The 17,285-nt window shown below is 37.9% G+C and carries 18 protein-coding genes; all 18 read left to right on the forward strand.

The window, feature by feature from the left end; all coding sequences use genetic code 11:
* Positions 1–185 precede the first annotated feature (185 nt).
* Positions 186–1,664: a stage IV sporulation protein A gene (gene spoIVA / locus V2145_RS03095; RefSeq protein ID WP_094910656.1), complete on the forward strand. Its 1,479-nt coding sequence runs from the start codon at positions 186–188 to the stop codon at positions 1,662–1,664.
* 417 nt (positions 1,665–2,081) lie between these two features.
* Positions 2,082–2,354 (forward strand): non-specific DNA-binding protein Hbs, encoded by a 273-nt coding sequence (hbs, locus tag V2145_RS03100; RefSeq protein ID WP_025908380.1) that lies wholly within the window; start codon positions 2,082–2,084, stop codon positions 2,352–2,354.
* Between the two features lie 148 nt (positions 2,355–2,502).
* Positions 2,503–3,069 carry a GTP cyclohydrolase I FolE gene (folE, locus tag V2145_RS03105; RefSeq protein ID WP_094910655.1) on the forward strand — a complete coding sequence of 189 codons (567 nt, stop codon included), beginning with the start codon at positions 2,503–2,505 and terminating at the stop codon, positions 3,067–3,069.
* Between the two features lie 24 nt (positions 3,070–3,093).
* Positions 3,094–3,324 (forward strand): trp RNA-binding attenuation protein MtrB, encoded by a 231-nt coding sequence (gene mtrB, locus V2145_RS03110; protein ID WP_094910654.1) that lies wholly within the window; start codon positions 3,094–3,096, stop codon positions 3,322–3,324.
* A gap of 219 nt (positions 3,325–3,543) precedes the next feature.
* Positions 3,544–4,338, forward strand: coding sequence for a heptaprenyl diphosphate synthase component 1 (locus tag V2145_RS03115; RefSeq protein ID WP_256993304.1), 795 nt, complete (start codon positions 3,544–3,546; stop codon positions 4,336–4,338).
* A gap of 1 nt (position 4,339) precedes the next feature.
* Positions 4,340–5,047 (forward strand): demethylmenaquinone methyltransferase, encoded by a 708-nt coding sequence (locus V2145_RS03120; RefSeq protein WP_311856803.1) that lies wholly within the window; start codon positions 4,340–4,342, stop codon positions 5,045–5,047.
* An 81-nt stretch (positions 5,048–5,128) separates the two neighbouring features.
* Positions 5,129–6,097 (forward strand): heptaprenyl diphosphate synthase component II, encoded by a 969-nt coding sequence (gene hepT / locus V2145_RS03125; RefSeq protein ID WP_311856805.1) that lies wholly within the window; start codon positions 5,129–5,131, stop codon positions 6,095–6,097.
* Between the two features lie 110 nt (positions 6,098–6,207).
* On the forward strand, positions 6,208–6,657 hold the full coding sequence (gene ndk, locus V2145_RS03130) for a nucleoside-diphosphate kinase (protein WP_094910650.1): 450 nt from the start codon (positions 6,208–6,210) through the stop codon (positions 6,655–6,657).
* A gap of 147 nt (positions 6,658–6,804) precedes the next feature.
* Positions 6,805–7,578, forward strand: coding sequence for a CheR family methyltransferase (locus V2145_RS03135; RefSeq protein ID WP_094910649.1), 774 nt, complete (start codon positions 6,805–6,807; stop codon positions 7,576–7,578).
* Between the two features lie 127 nt (positions 7,579–7,705).
* Positions 7,706–8,878: a chorismate synthase gene (gene aroC / locus V2145_RS03140; protein ID WP_311856807.1), complete on the forward strand. Its 1,173-nt coding sequence runs from the start codon at positions 7,706–7,708 to the stop codon at positions 8,876–8,878.
* Positions 8,878–9,966 (forward strand): 3-dehydroquinate synthase, encoded by a 1,089-nt coding sequence (aroB, locus tag V2145_RS03145; RefSeq protein ID WP_330987308.1) that lies wholly within the window; start codon positions 8,878–8,880, stop codon positions 9,964–9,966. The genes aroC and aroB overlap by 1 nt, the downstream gene beginning before the upstream one ends.
* A gap of 252 nt (positions 9,967–10,218) precedes the next feature.
* A complete protein-coding gene (gene trpE, locus V2145_RS03150; protein WP_311856810.1) occupies positions 10,219–11,736 on the forward strand; it encodes an anthranilate synthase component I in 1,518 nt (505 codons plus the stop codon).
* Positions 11,729–12,751: an anthranilate phosphoribosyltransferase gene (gene trpD / locus V2145_RS03155; RefSeq protein ID WP_311856811.1), complete on the forward strand. Its 1,023-nt coding sequence runs from the start codon at positions 11,729–11,731 to the stop codon at positions 12,749–12,751. Before trpE ends, trpD begins: the two co-directional genes overlap by 8 nt.
* On the forward strand, positions 12,744–13,511 hold the full coding sequence (gene trpC / locus V2145_RS03160; protein WP_094910644.1) for an indole-3-glycerol phosphate synthase TrpC: 768 nt from the start codon (positions 12,744–12,746) through the stop codon (positions 13,509–13,511). The genes trpD and trpC overlap by 8 nt, the downstream gene beginning before the upstream one ends.
* Positions 13,501–14,142 carry a phosphoribosylanthranilate isomerase gene (locus tag V2145_RS03165; protein ID WP_311856815.1) on the forward strand — a complete coding sequence of 214 codons (642 nt, stop codon included), beginning with the start codon at positions 13,501–13,503 and terminating at the stop codon, positions 14,140–14,142. The genes trpC and V2145_RS03165 overlap by 11 nt, the downstream gene beginning before the upstream one ends.
* Positions 14,120–15,334, forward strand: coding sequence for a tryptophan synthase subunit beta (gene trpB, locus V2145_RS03170; protein ID WP_094910642.1), 1,215 nt, complete (start codon positions 14,120–14,122; stop codon positions 15,332–15,334). The genes V2145_RS03165 and trpB overlap by 23 nt, the downstream gene beginning before the upstream one ends.
* Positions 15,321–16,136 (forward strand): tryptophan synthase subunit alpha, encoded by an 816-nt coding sequence (gene trpA / locus V2145_RS03175; RefSeq protein WP_131888233.1) that lies wholly within the window; start codon positions 15,321–15,323, stop codon positions 16,134–16,136. Before trpB ends, trpA begins: the two co-directional genes overlap by 14 nt.
* 4 nt (positions 16,137–16,140) lie before the next feature.
* Positions 16,141–17,244 carry a histidinol-phosphate transaminase gene (hisC, locus tag V2145_RS03180; protein WP_094910640.1) on the forward strand — a complete coding sequence of 368 codons (1,104 nt, stop codon included), beginning with the start codon at positions 16,141–16,143 and terminating at the stop codon, positions 17,242–17,244.
* Positions 17,245–17,285 lie beyond the last annotated feature (41 nt).

A 17,285-nucleotide genomic window follows, 5' to 3' on the forward strand; every position in this document is an offset into this window, starting at 1 on the left:
TTTTCTCTTTCTTCTAAGAAATTTTAGCCTAACTTGTGATTGAGTCAGCATGTGCATGAAAAAAATTATAAATTTTTCTATCGAAAGTCATATTTTAATAGGACAACGTCATAACTATATAGTGTCCTAATTTACTCTCGCAATGGATGTCATATCCTATGAACTCATAGATCGGAGGGGATCTTTTGGAAAAGGTAGATGTGTTTAAGGATATCGCCGAACGTACAGGAGGCGATATATATTTAGGGGTAGTTGGTGCAGTAAGAACAGGAAAGTCAACTTTTATAAAGAAATTTATGGAACTGATGGTATTACCTCATATTGAAAATGAAGCAGAACGAGCACGAACACAAGATGAACTGCCTCAAAGTGCAGCAGGAAAAACGATTATGACAACTGAGCCCAAATTCGTTCCAAATCAAGCGGTTAGCGTACAGGTGGATGATGGGCTAGATGTTAACATAAGATTGGTAGACTGTGTAGGGTATACGGTTCCAGGTGCGAAAGGTTATGAGGATGAGAATGGTCCTAGAATGATTAATACTCCTTGGTATGAAGAGCCGATTCCGTTTCATGAAGCCGCTGAAATTGGCACTCGAAAAGTAATTCAAGAGCATTCTACAATCGGTGTTGTTATTACAACGGATGGAACAATTGGAGATATTCCACGCCATGATTATCTAGAAGCGGAAGAGCGAGTAATCAATGAATTAAAAGAAGTAGGAAAGCCTTTTATCATGGTTATTAATACCGTACAGCCTTATCATCCAGATACAGAGAAGCTAAGAGCAAGTCTTAACGAGAAATATGATATTCCAGTGTTAGCAATGAGCGTGGAAAGCATGCGTGATACAGATGTGCTAAACGTGCTAAGAGAAGCGCTATACGAGTTCCCAGTGCTAGAAGTTAATGTTAACTTACCGAGCTGGGTTATGGTGCTAAAAGATAAACATTGGCTACGTGAAAGCTATCAAGAAGCAGTTCAAGAAACGGTAAAAGATATTAAAAGGTTACGGGATGTTGATCGGGTAGTGGCTCAGTTTACGGAATTCGAATTTATTGAGCAGGCTCGATTAGCAGGAATCGAAATGGGGCAGGGAATTGCAGAGATTGATTTATATGCTCCAGATGACTTATATGATCAAATTTTAAAAGAGGTTGTTGGTGTTGAAATTCGCGGGCGAGACCACCTATTACAGCTTATGCAGGATTTTGTGCATGCTAAAATGGAGTATGATCAAGTATCTGATGCGCTTCGAATGGTGAAGCAAACTGGTTATGGGGTTGCCGCACCATCTTTAGCAGATATGAGCTTAGATGAGCCAGAGATTATTCGTCAGGGATCTCGCTTTGGAGTTCGTTTAAAAGCCGTTGCACCTTCAATTCATATGATTAAAGTGGATGTAGAATCAGAATTTGCTCCAATTATCGGTACGGAAAAGCAAAGCGAAGAGCTGGTTCGCTATTTGATGCAGGATTTTGAAGATGATCCACTGTCAATTTGGAATTCAGATATCTTTGGTAGATCATTGAGCTCCATTGTAAGAGAAGGTATACAAGGCAAACTTTCGCTAATGCCGGAAAATGCACGATATAAATTAAAAGAAACGCTAGAACGTATTATCAACGAAGGTTCAGGTGGTTTAATTGCGATTATTTTATAAGATTGATTAATAATAGATGGTTGCAGGCTCTTTTAATAAGGAGCCTTTTTCTTATGTTTAAAAGCCAAAATACGGAGATATCTCTTAAATCAATAAGGGGTCAAAAATAACAAAAAGAACATACGTTTCTGTTTTTTTGCTATATGACGATTTTCTGCTTGCTATGCTATTAGCGATATGTTAATCTTTTAAAAGAAATCGATTGGACATACTAGTTTTAGTATGGAAGTCTCCGAGACAAAATGAAAAACGTTGAATTATTCATAACAATCGTTTATTATTAGGCTTGTTGATACATAGGTTATGTATAATATTCGTTAATTTTGTTAACAAATGAGATATCGTCGATTACTAGATTCCTTTTGTAATGGGATTTTAGTTTTTATATGATCCGATTTTTGGGAGGAGGTGAATGGCATGAACAAGACAGAATTAATCAATGCTGTTGCAGAAGCGAGTGAGCTTTCAAAAAAGGATGCTACAAAAGCAGTTGATGCTGTTTTTGATACAATCTTAGATGCTTTAAAAGATGGTGACAAAGTTCAACTAATTGGTTTTGGTAACTTTGAAGTACGTGAGCGTGCTGCACGTAAAGGTCGTAACCCTCAAACGGGTGAAGAGATTGAAATCGCTGCAAGCAAAGTTCCTGCATTCAAACCAGGTAAAGCTCTTAAAGACGCTGTAAAATAATATTTACATAAAATGTCTATTTTTATAGTCATAATACAAGAGCTTTGAAAGGTCGCATATTTTGCGACCTTTCTTTTTTGCCTTTAGTACATACATATGCTAGAATTTTTTTAACTACGTCGTAATGCAACGAATGGGAGGCTACAGGATGTCAGCTGTAAATAAAGAGCAAATTGAACAAGCGGTAAGACAAATTTTAGAAGCAATTGGAGAAGATCCAAATCGAGAAGGACTATTGGATACACCAAAGCGCGTAGCTAAAATGTATGAAGAAGTCTTTTCAGGATTGAAGGAAGATCCAAATGAACATTTTAAAACTATATTTGGCGAGGAGCACGAAGAGTTAGTTTTAGTAAAAGACATCAACTTTCATTCAATGTGTGAACATCACTTGGTTCCTTTCTATGGAAAGGTTCATGTTGCATATATTCCAAAAGGTGGTCGCGTAACTGGATTAAGTAAGCTTGCACGTGCAGTGGAGGCTGTCTCTAAGCGTCCACAGCTTCAAGAAAGAATTACTTCTACAGTTGCTGATTCAATCGTGGAAACTCTAACTCCTCATGGAGTCATGGTTATTGTAGAAGCTGAACATATGTGCATGACGATGCGAGGGGTTCGCAAACCAGGAGCTATGACCGTTACATCAGCAGTTCGAGGAGTATTTGAACACGACCAAGCAGCGCGTGCAGAGGTATTATCATTAATCAAGTCGTAATTGGCTAGATATGGAGGGAAAGTTATGGCACAAAAATCGAATCCAGAATACATCGTCATTAAAGCGGTGGAAGATGGTGTAAATGTTATAGGTTTAACAAGAGGTGCGGATACACGATTTCATCATTCTGAAAAGCTAGATAAAGGTGAAGTGATGATTGCTCAATTCACAGAGCATACGTCAGCAATTAAAATAAGAGGCAAAGCACTTATCCAAACAGTTCACGGTGAGGTTGAATCCGACGGCAAAAAATAAGCAGGAGTTTCCTGCTTTTATTTTTATGATATCCACGAGCACTTAAAGTGACGTGAATAACACCATGTAAAGAATGGAAAAATAAAAGTGCGAGAAAATCCAACAATAACCTAGCTGTCGATTATGATTTTACAGGTTAAATTAACCTATAGTTATGGTATAATTGACACTATCGAATTTACTTTGGAAAAAGCAGTGACTGAAAGGGAGACAAGGGTGATGAATGTGCAAAACATCTACGATACGGTTGCAGACATGAAAGAACAGATTCATGCTGAGTTGAGTCATCCATATGTTCAAAAATTTATTCATCATCCAACTGTAGATGAAAATAAATTATTATACGTATGCTCGTTTTTAACGACTCTTTCACTTGAACAGCAAAAGTGGAGTCGCTGTGCGCTGTCGGTTATGCTTGTGCAAACTGCACTAGATACTCACGACTTAGTCTCTACTCAAAATGTTGATAGCGAAGGAAAACAACTGCATGAGCGACAGCTAACCGTATTAGCAGGCGACTATTATAGCGGTTTGTATTATTATTATTTAGCACAGACGGGGCAAATCGACTTAATTAAGGTAATTGCTTCGTCTATTAAAGAAATTAATATTGCTAAAATCCACATCTATCATAACCATACAAAAGACTTACAGGATATGATGACAAATTTCTTTACGGTTGAATCATCACTTATCAGTTCCTTATGTGATTATTTTAATTGTTCAGAGTGGCAAGAGCTTTTAGAACACGCTTGTCGTTTAAACGCTATTTCAACTCAGTTAACGAAGCTGGAACAGCATGAACCTTCTATTTTGTTAGACAGTTATAAAAAAAATGGAATGGAAAGCACGAGAATTCAAGAAGCGCTCTATGCTTCAAGTGAGTCATCAATTGCTGTAGTAAAGCAATATTTAGCAGCGGGTTCAATTGATATTAATGAGCCATTAAAGAAGCACTTATACGAAATGATTGGCAGCTTAGAGCGTCTTAAAAATGTTGTAGGAGAAGGATAGTATGCAGCAATCAAAAGAAGAGCGTGTGCATGGAGTTTTTGAAAAAATATATAAAAACTACGATCAAATGAACTCAGTAATTAGCTTTCAGCGTCATAAAGCATGGAGAAAAGATACAATGAAGCGAATGAACGTACAGCCAGGAACAGCTTCACTTGATGTATGCTGCGGAACTGCTGATTGGACATTAGCTATGGCTGAAGCAGTGGGACCAAAAGGAAAAGCTGTTGGACTTGATTTTAGTCAAAATATGCTGAAAATCGGGCACGAAAAAGTAAATCAATCCTCATTTTCAAACATTGAATTGTTACATGGAAATGCAATGAGTTTACCGTTTGAAGATAATTCATTTGATTATGTCACAATAGGATTTGGGCTTCGAAACGTTCCCGACTACATGACTGCCTTAAAAGAGATGTATCGAGTAGTAAAGCCAGGTGGAAAAGTAGTATGCTTAGAGACGTCGCAGCCGACCATGATAGGTTATCGACAAGCTTATCTTTTCTATTTTAAATACATCATGCCTGCATTTGGGAAACTGTTTGCAAAAAGCTATGATGAGTATTCATGGCTTCAGGAATCAGCACGTGATTTCCCAGGCCCTAAAGAACTAGCTGAAATGTTTAAAAAGGCAGGATTTCAAGACATTGAAGTCAAAACCTATACAGGTGGAGTAGCTGCAATGCACTTAGGGTACAAACGAGTATAGAGACAATTGTAATAAATATTAATGTGTAAAGTAGTGTAACATCGAACGATTGAAATGAATTTATAATGCTAGGTGAGTCCAATGAAATTAAAAATGATGTATACTTTTCTAAACACGGATATTGCACTAATTGAAAAAGAATTAGAGCAAAGGATTGAAACAAAAGAGGCATTAATTACAAATGCATCTCTTCACCTTTTACAGGCAGGGGGAAAAAGAATTCGCCCTGTCTTTGTTTTATTAGCCGGCAAATTTGGTTCTTATGATATTAACCAGATTAAGCATGTCGCAGTAGCCCTTGAACTGATACATATGGCGTCTTTAGTTCACGACGATGTAATTGATGATGCAGATATGAGGCGAGGCAAGCCAACGATTAAAGCTAAGTGGGATAATCGAATTGCTATGTATACAGGAGATTATATTTTTGCGCGTGCGCTTGAAACCATTACTAAGATTGAACAAGTGGATGCTCATAAAATCTTATCCGATACGATGGTTGAATTAACGCTAGGCGAGATTGAACAAATCAAAGATAAATACGATTTAAACCAAGACTTGCGTACGTACTTGCGTCGTATTAAGCGAAAAACAGCGTTGTTAATTGCAGCAAGCTGTCAGCTTGGAGCAATTGCAGCTGGTGCTCCTGAGTCTATACATAAAAAGCTATTTCTGTTCGGTTATTATGTGGGAATGTCGTTTCAAATTACTGATGATATTTTAGATTTTACATCCTCGGAAGAAAAGCTGGGTAAGCCGGTAGGAAGTGATTTGTTACAGGGGAACATCACACTGCCTGTTCTTTACGCACTAGAGGATCCAAACTTCCGCCTTAAAGTTGAGAAGTTATTTGTAGCAGACGATCAAACAGAGCTTATTTCCGAAATTATTACGTATATTACTACTTCTTCTAACGTAATTGATCGTTCTGTTGAAGTAAGTGAGCGATACCTTGAAAAGGCCATGATGATCTTAAAAGAGTTACCCGATAATAAAGCTCGCAAAGCGCTATATCAGATTGCTAAATATATTGGTAAGAGAAAATTTTAAAAAAATCTTTTTGGTAAGTTGTAAAACAACTTAAAGAGTGGTAAGATTTTCTTGAGTGTGATTACGCTTTCATTTGCTTTACATATCATAACTTCAGGGGTGGAGAGAAAATGATACAACAAACATTTTTAATGGTCAAACCAGACGGGGTACAAAGAAGTATTGTAGGAGAAATTGTATCTCGCTTTGAAAAAAAGGGGTTTCAATTAGTTGGTGCAAAGCTTATGCACGTATCGCAAGATTTGGCTGAAACACATTACGGAGAACATCGTGAAAAACCATTTTTTAAAGAACTAGTTGACTTTATTACATCAGGACCAGTATTTGCAATGGTATGGGAAGGGGAAAATGTCATTGCAAATGCACGTCAAATGATGGGGAAAACAAATCCCCAAGAAGCGCTTCCAGGTACAATTCGAGGAGACTACGGGCTTATCGTTGATAAGAATGTTATTCATGGTTCAGATTCTCCAGAGAGTGCTCAACGTGAAATTGGGCTGTTCTTTTCAGAATCGGAAGTTGTATCATACAACAAACAGTTAAATAGCTTGCTTTATTAAGCAGACAATTAGACAATTACCATAGAAAAAAGCAAATGAATTTAATTCATTTGCTTTTTTCTATGGAGAAATTTAACATCAATAAACAAGATTCCGATATAATGAAATAAAAAGAAATATGTAATGTGATAGATAGGGGTCTTATTTATGACAAATGAATATGAAGAATTTGTTCGCAAAATTAAGCTAAAAACAGGTATCGACCTGGCGTTATATAAAGAAGCACAAATGAGAAGAAGACTGGTATCTTTATATGAAAAGAAAGGCTTCACTAGCTTTCAAACTTATTATCAAGCCCTAAATTATCAAGAAGAATTATTAACTGAATTTTTAGATAGAGTTACCATCAATGTCTCAGAATTTTATCGAAACCGCAAGCGGTGGGAAGTATTAGAAGAAACAATCTTACCTCAGTTAACAAAAGAAAACGAAACCTTAAAAGTCTGGAGTGCGGCATGTTCTACCGGAGAGGAACCGTACACGTTAGCGATGGTGTTATCTTCTTACTATCCACTTTCAAAAATTAAAATCCTAGCTACAGATTTGGATCAAACGGTTATTGAAAAAGCTAAAATAGGCTTGTATACGGAAAAATCACTACAAGAAGTGCCTGTACATATAAAAAACAAATATTTTACTAGTCAAGGATCATTTTACAAGGTAAACGATGAGATAAAAAAAACCGTTACTTTTAAAAAACACAATTTACTTGCGGACCCTTTTTCACAGCAGTTTGACTTAATTGTTTGTCGCAATGTGCTTATTTATTTTACGGAAGAGGCGAAGCACCAGCTTTATCAAAAGTTTTCAGATTCATTGAGACGAGGAGGTATCTTTTTTGTAGGAAGCACGGAGCAAGTGTTTCAACCTCAGAAATATGGGTTAGAAGTAGCAGATACGTTTTTTTATCGCAAGCTATAACAGAGAAAGTAAACAGTGCGTTCGCTTTTTTTTATGTGGTGAAGTAACATAGAGTGTGGTATAGTCATATTTAAAAATAAAAATTCAGACGATTTCCTGAAAAATACATAATCGTGGAGGTAGAAAGATGAGATACTTAACCGCAGGAGAGTCGCATGGTCCACAATTGACGACAATTCTAGAAGGTGTTCCAGCAGGACTACCTTTAACTGCAGAAGACGTAAATACAGAGCTTGCGCGTAGGCAAAAAGGGCATGGACGAGGACGCCGTATGCAAATTGAGAAGGATCAAGTGCAAATTTTGAGTGGTGTTCGCCATGGCTATACGCTAGGGTCTCCTATTGCGCTTGTTGTTGAAAATAACGATTGGAAGCATTGGACGAAGATTATGGGTATTGAGCCAATTTCCGAAGAAGAAGCCGAAGACGTGAAGCGAAAAATTTCACGCCCACGACCTGGACATGCAGATTTAAATGGAGCAATTAAATATGGGCATCGGGATATGAGAAACGTATTAGAGCGTTCCTCAGCACGTGAAACAACAGTTCGCGTCGCGGCTGGTGCAGTGGCAAAGCAAATTTTAGCTCAGTTTGGAATTAAGGTGGCAGGACATGTTCGTGAAATCGGTGGAATTAAAGCTAATCCTCCAGCTTATGAAACCCTTGAACAACTAAAGGAAGTTACAGAGCAGTCACCGGTTAGGTGTTTTGATACAGCTGTTGAAAAAGATATGATGCAAGCAATCGACGATGCAAAAAAAGCTGGAGATTCAATCGGTGGAATTGTTGAAGTCATCGTGGAAGGTATGCCAGCTGGTGTTGGTAGCTATGTACACTACGATCGGAAATTAGATGCTAAAATTGCTGCGGCTGTAATGAGTATCAATGCGTTTAAAGGGGTTGAATTTGGTCTTGGCTTTGAAGCTGCCCGAAAGCCCGGTAGCGAAGTTCATGATGAAATTTTGTGGGATGAACAAAGTGGATATACAAGAAGAACAAACCGTTTAGGTGGCTTTGAAGGTGGAATGACGACTGGAATGCCAATTGTTGTTAGAGGTGTTATGAAGCCTATCCCGACGCTTTATAAGCCATTGAAGAGTGTTGATATTGAAACGAAAGAACCGTTTGAAGCGAGCATTGAACGCTCAGATAGCTGTGCGGTTCCTGCGGCTAGCGTCGTAGCAGAAGCTGTCGTTGCTTGGGAATTAGCAGATGCCATTATGGAACAGTTTGGTCAAGATCAAATTAAAACAATATCTGAAAACATCAATCAAATGCGTGAATATGCGAGGGGATTTTAATGGAACAAATTCAAATCGAAACCAAGTCTAAAACATACCCTCTTTATTTAGGTGAAAATATTCTATCTGAACTTCCATCAGTGATCAAAGATGTAAAGCCAAACACATCACAAATTCTAGTATTAACAGATGAAGCGGTAAACGAACGCTATGGAGATAAAATGATAGAAGCGTTAGCTGCTTATTCAACGGTTTATAAATACGTACTTCCTAGCGGTGAACAAGCAAAATCTTTTGACCATTACTATGCGTGTCAAACGTTTGCTTTAGAAAAGCAGCTGGATCGTAATGCTCTTATCATTGCATTTGGAGGAGGCGTAATTGGAGATTTAGCTGGCTTTGTTGCAGCAACTTATATGCGTGGTATATCATTTATTCAAGTTCCAACAACCCTTCTTGCCCATGATAGTGCAGTTGGTGGAAAGGTAGCAATTAATCATGAGCTAGGCAAAAATATGATTGGTGCGTTCTTTCAACCAGAAGCTGTTTTTTATGATATTGACTTATTAAATACGCTACCTGAAAAAGAATGGCTTTCTGGTTTCGCTGAAGTTATTAAACATGCGTTAATTCATGACGTGGAGTTCTATCAATGGCTAAAAACAACGATTAAAACGTTAAGTGACTTACGAGAAGATGCTTTAATCTACGCGCTTAAAAAAGGAATCTCTGTCAAAGCAGCGATAGTAAAAGAAGACGAAATGGAAGCGGGTGTTCGAGCACATTTAAACTTCGGACATACATTAGGCCATGCCATTGAATCAGAATGTGGGTATGGAAAAATTAGCCATGGAGAAGCGGTAGCAATCGGAATGCTTTTCGCTATGGATGTGAGCAATGCTTTAGGGAAAACGAAATTTCCGGTATCTGAAATTGCCTCATGGTTTAAACAGTTTGGTTATCAAACGTCTATTCCTTCACATCTAGAAAAAGAGCGTTTGTTAAAGAAAATGCAGGCTGATAAAAAATCTAAACAAAGCGACGTATATATGGTCTTACTTGAAGAAGTTGGTCAACCTTATGTTCAAAAGGTGGAAAATGACCTTATTCTCACACTGTTAAGTCAGCAGCTAGAGAATTCCAATTAAAACAGTCTCATGGTTGACAATTTTTAGATAAGCGTAATACAATGTAGATAGTTTAGAGCTAGTAATAAGTAGTTTAGTTGAGTTTAGGGTAGACGAGAATGAGATAGTTGAGAAGAGCTGAGTTTAGTTAAAATATGACATTCGTTTACCCAAAGGCATGCTTTTTTGATGTGCCTTTGGGTTTATTTATAATAACTTCTAAAAACACCTCACTATTTCTCATTCTCCATTTGAAATGGAGGAATGAATCACATGACAAACACGTATGCTTCCTTTTTGGAAGACTCTTCACACTTTTTAACAATTCCTATTACAAAGACGTTATATGTTGACAGTCTAACCCCGGTTGATTTGTTTCAGCGGGTACAGGACGAAGCAGTTTACTTACTTGAAAGTAACGATGATACATCACCTTGGTCCAACTATTCATTTATTGGATTAAATCCTTTTTTATATGTTGCCGAAGAAAACGGTGAGTATATCATTAAAGACCGTCATCTCCAACGACAGTTTTCAGCTTCTAGCTTCAAGAACGCTGTTCAAACAGTGAATGAGAAGTTTAAAGTAAAGCTTCCCAACCTGTCGCTTCCCTTTAAAGGTGGTGCAGTTGGTTTTATTAGTTATGATGCGGTTTCACAAATTGAAAAGGTACCGGTCAATAAAGAAAATGATTTACAAATGCCAACATTTCATTTTATGTATTGCGAAACACTGTTAGCATACAATCATCAATCAAAAGAGTTAGTTTTTCTCCGCTATGTTCAGCTTAACGAAGGAGATACAGATGTAGAAAAAAACAAGAAATATCAGCTTGCGGTTGAAGATATCAATTCGTATGTTAACAAGATAGTAAATCCTTTAATAAATAAGTTACCGCTAGTGTTTAATTCAGAACAAAAAGACGTAACGTTTAAAGGCGTAACTTCTTCATATGAAAAAGAGAAGTTTATGAACGACGTTAATAAAATTAAAGAGTATATCAAAAGCGGGGACGTTTTTCAGGCGGTATTATCCCAACGCTTTCAAGTTCCGACTAAAGCTTCTGGATTTGATATTTACAGAGTATTGCGACTAGTTAATCCATCTCCTTATTTATTTTATGTCAAAGTAGACGGTGTGGAATTAATCGGAAGCTCTCCAGAAAAACTTATTGGAATCGAAAACGGTGAATTAGAAATTCACCCTATTGCTGGCACAAGACGCAGAGGACGGAACGAACAAGAAGATCAGCATATGTACAAAGATTTAATTCAAGACGAAAAAGAACGTGCTGAACACTATATGTTAGTCGACTTAGCGCGTAATGATATTGGAAGAGTAGCTAAATACGGTAGCGTACAAACACCTGTATTAATGGAATTAGTTAAATTTTCACACGTCATGCACTTAATTTCTAAAGTAACAGGAACCATTCGTCCAAGCGTTCATCCAATTGATGCTTTGTTAGCGGCTTTTCCAGCGGGGACAGTATCAGGTGCACCGAAGGTGAGAGCCATGCAAATTTTAAATGAAATAGAACCTGTTGCGCGCAATGTTTATGCAGGAACCGTTGCATACATGGGATTTGATGGAAATATTGATTCGTGTATTGCCATTCGAACAATTGTCTTAAAAGATAAAGTAGCTTATGTACAGGCGGGTGCTGGCATTGTAGCAGACTCTAAGCCAGAACTAGAATGGAAAGAAACTCGTAACAAAGCAAGTGCTTTAATTAAAACGATTCAAATCGCTCAAGACATCTACGACAAAAAGGAGAATGTGTATGTTTAAAGAACTGCTATCAAAATGCTTAAACGGTGAAACATTATTAGCTGCAGAAGCACAAGAGCTTATGAATGACATTATGAATGGGCAAGTTCCACCTACACAAATTGCAAGTATCCTTACTTTGTTAACCTATCGAGGCGAAACGGTTGAGGAAATCGTTGGCTTTGTAAAAGGGATGAGAAATAACATGAACACAATCTCTATCAAGTATGAAAACGTCATTGATACATGTGGCACGGGAGGAGACGGTGCGTCAACGTTTAATATTTCTACAGCCAGTGCTATTGTGGCATCAGCAGCTGGTGTAAAGGTAGCAAAGCATGGCAATCGTGCTGTTTCATCAAAGAGTGGAAGTGCAGATGTACTAGAGAGATTAGGAGTAGATATTCAAGGCGAGAAGACTGAAGTTGAGGAAGCGCTTGAACGTGTTAACATGTCATTTCTATTCGCGCCTCTTTATCATCCTGCTATGAAACATGTTGCTCAAACCCGCCGAGAATTAGGATTTCGTACAGTTTTCAATGCCCTTGGTCCTTTAGCTAACCCTACTAATTGCAGCAAACAGGTAATTGGAGTGTATTCAATAGATTTAGCAAGAAAGCTTGCGCAAGCTTTAGTGCAGCTTAGAGCAAAACACGTGCTGCTTGTTTGTGGTCGAGATGGTTTAGACGAAATAAGCGTAACCACTGAAACAGACGTGGTAGAAGTGAAAGATGGACGCATAATAGAATATACACTGTCACCTGAATCACTAGGTATCCAAAGAGGAACTATGAAAGACCTTATAGTAAATGGTGCAGAAGAAAGCGCAGCTCTTATTCAATCAATCTTTAAAAACAGTGAAAATAAAACTGCACAGTCAGCGGTTGCTGTGAACGCAGCGGCTGCAATATATGTAAGCGGCGCTGTTCAAACAATCCAGCAAGGAGTCGTTGAAGCGATGCGAATCATTGAAAGCGGTCAGGCATTCAAACAGCTCCAGCTTTTAAAATCTGAAGAGGTGGTTAATCATGCTTAACAAAATTATTGAAACAAAAAAACAAGAAGTGGCAAACCTGGTGTTACCAGATCCCGTTCAGGTAAAGAAAGTATCATTCTTAAAAGCTCTTGCAAATCCAAATCGTATGCTTTCGCTGATTGCCGAAGTGAAAAAAGCATCACCTTCAAAAGGATTGATTCAACGAAATTTTAACCCTGTTACAATTGCTAAAGCGTATGAAGAAGGAAGAGCAGATGCACTTTCAGTTTTAACAGATGAGCAGTACTTTATGGGCCATCACACGTATTTGACTGAAATAAAGCAAAGCGTAAACCTTCCCGTTTTGAGAAAAGACTTTATAATCGATGAGCTTCAAGTTGAGGAGAGTGCTCGCATCGGTGCAGATGCTATTTTATTAATCGGAGAAGTCCTTGACCCTGTACATTTAAAAGAGTTATATGAACAAGCCGGAGAATTGGGACTTGATTGTTTAGTAGAGGTTCATGAAGCTGAGACGTTAGAACAAATTTTACGCGTATTCACGCCTCGCATTATTGGTGTCAACAATCGCAATTTACGTACATTTAAGACATCAATTACACAAACGAAGGACATTTCTTCAATTGTTCCTAAAGATAGCTTATTCGTTAGTGAAAGCGGAATTTATGAATATAAAGATCTTACTTATGTAAAAGAAGCTGGTGCAAAAGCAGTTCTAGTTGGAGAATCATTAATGAAACAAGATGATCAGCAAGCAGCAATTAAAAATCTATTTGGAGAAACAAATCATGCACATTAAATACTGCGGTATCCAAACAATTGAAGATTTTCAATTAGCAGAGGCTGGACTTGCTGATTACGTAGGCTTCATCTTTTATTCGAAAAGTAAGCGGTACGTTACGCCAGAAACAGTTCAGGCTATGAAACAATCAAACTTTAAGATAAAAAAAGTGGGCGTGTTTGTGAATGAAGCTCCTAGTCATGTATTGGAAACAGCGGTGACAGCAGACTTACAGGTAATTCAATGTCACGGGAATGAATCACCTGAAGAACTTATTTTTTATAAAAATGTTGGCTATGAAGTTTGGAAAGCTTTACCTCATGGTCCAGAAACTTTACAAGCAATGGAGCGTTATAAAAGCGTTGTTGACGGCTACGTAATTGATAGTAAAGTGAAAGAACAATTTGGTGGAACAGGGGTTGCGTTTGACTGGAGTTTTATACCAACCTATATAAATACGGCTCGTTCTTATAAAAAGAAATGCTTTATTGCAGGTGGAATCACAGACTCTAATATTGATAGTTTAATGTACTATCAGCCAGATGGTATCGATTTGTCCAGTGGAATTGAAAGTGAAGGTAAAAAAGATCAACAAAAAATAAAGCGTATTGAAAGGAAGATTTTACATGACATACAATCATCCAGATGAATTTGGTAGATTTGGAGAATTCGGCGGGAAATATGTACCAGAAACGTTAATGAAACCATTGGAAGAAGTAGAAAGAGCACTAGACGAAGCTATGCAGGACCCAGCTTTTAAAGAGGAGTATTTATTTCTTCTTAAAAATTATTCAGGAAGACCTACAGCGCTAACTTATGCAGATAATTTAACAAATACACTCGGTGGAGCGAAGGTTTACTTAAAACGTGAAGACTTGAATCATACGGGAGCTCATAAAATCAACAATGCGATTGGTCAAATTTTGCTAGCAAAGCGCATGGGGAAAAAGAAGATTATCGCTGAAACAGGCGCTGGTCAGCACGGTGTAGCTACAGCCACGGTGGCAGCTAAGTTTGGAATGGAATGTAAAGTGTTTATGGGAGAAGAAGACATTGAACGTCAAGCGTTAAACGTATTTCGCATGAAACTATTAGGAGCAGAAGTTATCCCAGCTACTTCAGGTACAAAAACCTTAAAGGATGCAACGAATGAAGCAATTCGTTACTGGGTTCAACACTGTGAAGATCATTTTTATTTAATTGGATCTGCTATTGGTCCTCATCCATATCCAAAAATGGTTCGCGATTTTCAAAAGATTATTGGAGAGGAAGCGAAACAGCAGTTTCTGCAAGTGGAAAGAAAGCTTCCTGATACGGTAATTGCTTGCGTTGGTGGTGGTAGCAATGCAATCGGTATGTTCTATGACTTTATTAAGGATGAAGGGGTAGAGCTTGTAGGAGTAGAAGCTGGAGGAAAAGGTGTTCATACCCAGCTTCACGCTGCCAAAATGGAAAAAGGAACTAAAGGCGTTATTCACGGGACATTAACGTATTTACTGCAAGATGAAAATGGTCAAATTACAGAGCCTTATTCGATTTCGGCAGGCCTTGACTATCCTGGAATTGGACCAGAACACTCTCACTTATCTTCAATAGGGAGAGTAAGATATGAAAGTGTAACGGATGACGAGTCGATTGAAGCGCTTCAGCTACTTTCAAAAACAGAAGGGATTATTCCGGCAATTGAATCAGCACACGCCCTTGCTAAAGCGTTTGAGATAGCGAAAACCAAAACAAAAGATGAAAGCATTTTGATTTGTTTATCAGGTCGAGGAGATAAAGACGTTCACACGCTTGTTAATTTGTTAGAAGGGAAGGAGAACGAATATGAGCACATTTAAACAGAGATTACCAAAGCATGATACGCTATTTATTCCATTTATTACAGCTGGAGATCCGCATGAAGATATCACTGTAGAGTTAGCTTTAGCTTTGCAAAAAGAAGGAGCTTCTGTACTGGAGCTAGGCGTTCCTTATTCCGATCCTTTAGCGGATGGACCAATTATCCAAGCTGCTTCTAACCGTGCACTTGCGCAGGGAATGTCTATATTAAAAGCAATTAAACTTGTGCCAAAAATGAGAAAAAAAGGGGTGGGAATTCCGATTATTCTCTTTACCTATTTTAATCCTGTGTTACAATTAGGTTTAGAATCCTTTTTCGCTTTAGTGCGAGAAAATGAAATTGATGGTGTACTAATTCCTGATTTACCTTATGAAGAAAGTGCAGAGATTCGTTCCCTTGCTGAGCGAAACGAAGTAGCTTATATTTCAATGGTTGCTCCAACATCTAAAGAGCGTATTGAAAAAATCTCCAAAGATGCAACAGGTTTTTTATACTGCGTATCATCTCTTGGCGTGACTGGAGTTCGAGAAACACTTCCTGAAGACTTAGATTTATTTTTACAAGAAGTTAAAGCAGCGACGTCTATACCAGTTGCTGTTGGATTTGGGATTTCAACAAGCCAACAAGTTGAAATATTGAAAGAATACACGGATGGTATTGTAATTGGTAGTGCAATTGTTCACAAAATTGCGGAACTTCAATCTGTACTTTTAAATGAGGAGACAAGATCAGAAGGAATAGCGAATTTTCAAGCGTATATAGCGTCCATCGTTTCACCGATACAAAAATGCGAGGTGTAACAAGTTGAAAGTAAAAGAGCAATTATTAACATTATCTCCATATAAGCCAGGCAAGCCTATTGAGGAAGTTAAAAAAGAATATAACTTAGAAACTGTTGTGAAGCTAGCATCTAATGAGAATCCGTACGGCTGTTCAAATCGTGTGAAGGAAGCTATTTACGAAGAGCTTAATCATATGGCACTTTATCCAGACGGCTATAGTGCAGAATTAAGAACAGCACTTGCTGAATATTTACATGTCAAAGATGAACAGCTTATTTTTGGGAACGGTTCAGATGAAGTTATTCAAATTATTTGCCGTGCTTTACTATCACCAGAAACAAATACGGTGATGGCAACGCCGACATTCCCTCAATACCGCCACAATGCGGTAATTGAAGGAGCTGAAATTCGTGAGGTTCCACTGCGAAACGGTGACCATGACCTTTCAGCAATGTTAGGCGCAATTGATGAGCAAACGACTGTTGTGTGGGTATGTAGTCCTAATAACCCAACCGGTACCTATGTAAAGCAACAAGACCTGATGGAATTTATTAAGCAAGTTCCAAAGCATACGCTAATTGTTATGGATGAAGCATACTATGAATATGCAGCACAAGAAGAGGACTTTCCACAAACGGTAGATTTACTGGATGAGTATGAGAATTTAATTGTGCTACGCACGTTTTCAAAAGCTTACGGATTGGCTTCACTTCGAATTGGGTACGGTATTGCAAATGAAGCATTATTACAAAGGATAGAACCTGCTCGTGAACCGTTTAATACAAGTCGCATGGCTCAAAAAGCAGCAGTTGAAGCTTTGAAAGATCAAGAATTTATTAATGAGTGCAAGCGTAAAAACGAAGAAGGTTTACAGCAATACTATGCATTTTGCGAAAAGAACGGTTTAAATTACTACGCTTCTTATACAAACTTCGTACTAATTGATTTTGGTCAACCAGGCGATGAAGTATTCCAGTTTTTATTGGAAAGAGGATATATTGTTCGTTCTGGTAATGCATTAGGTTTTCCTACATCTGCACGTATCACAATTGGGACGAAAGAGCAAAATGAACAGATAATTCAACTTCTTCAAGAGTATGTGAGTAAACATAAATCATTTGCATAATAATGTAGAGATGAGAGTGTGAGATCACACTCTCATTTCAT

The organism is Priestia sp. GS2, from assembly GCF_036409025.1.
GTDB lineage: Bacteria > Bacillota > Bacilli > Bacillales > Bacillaceae_H > Priestia > Priestia aryabhattai_A.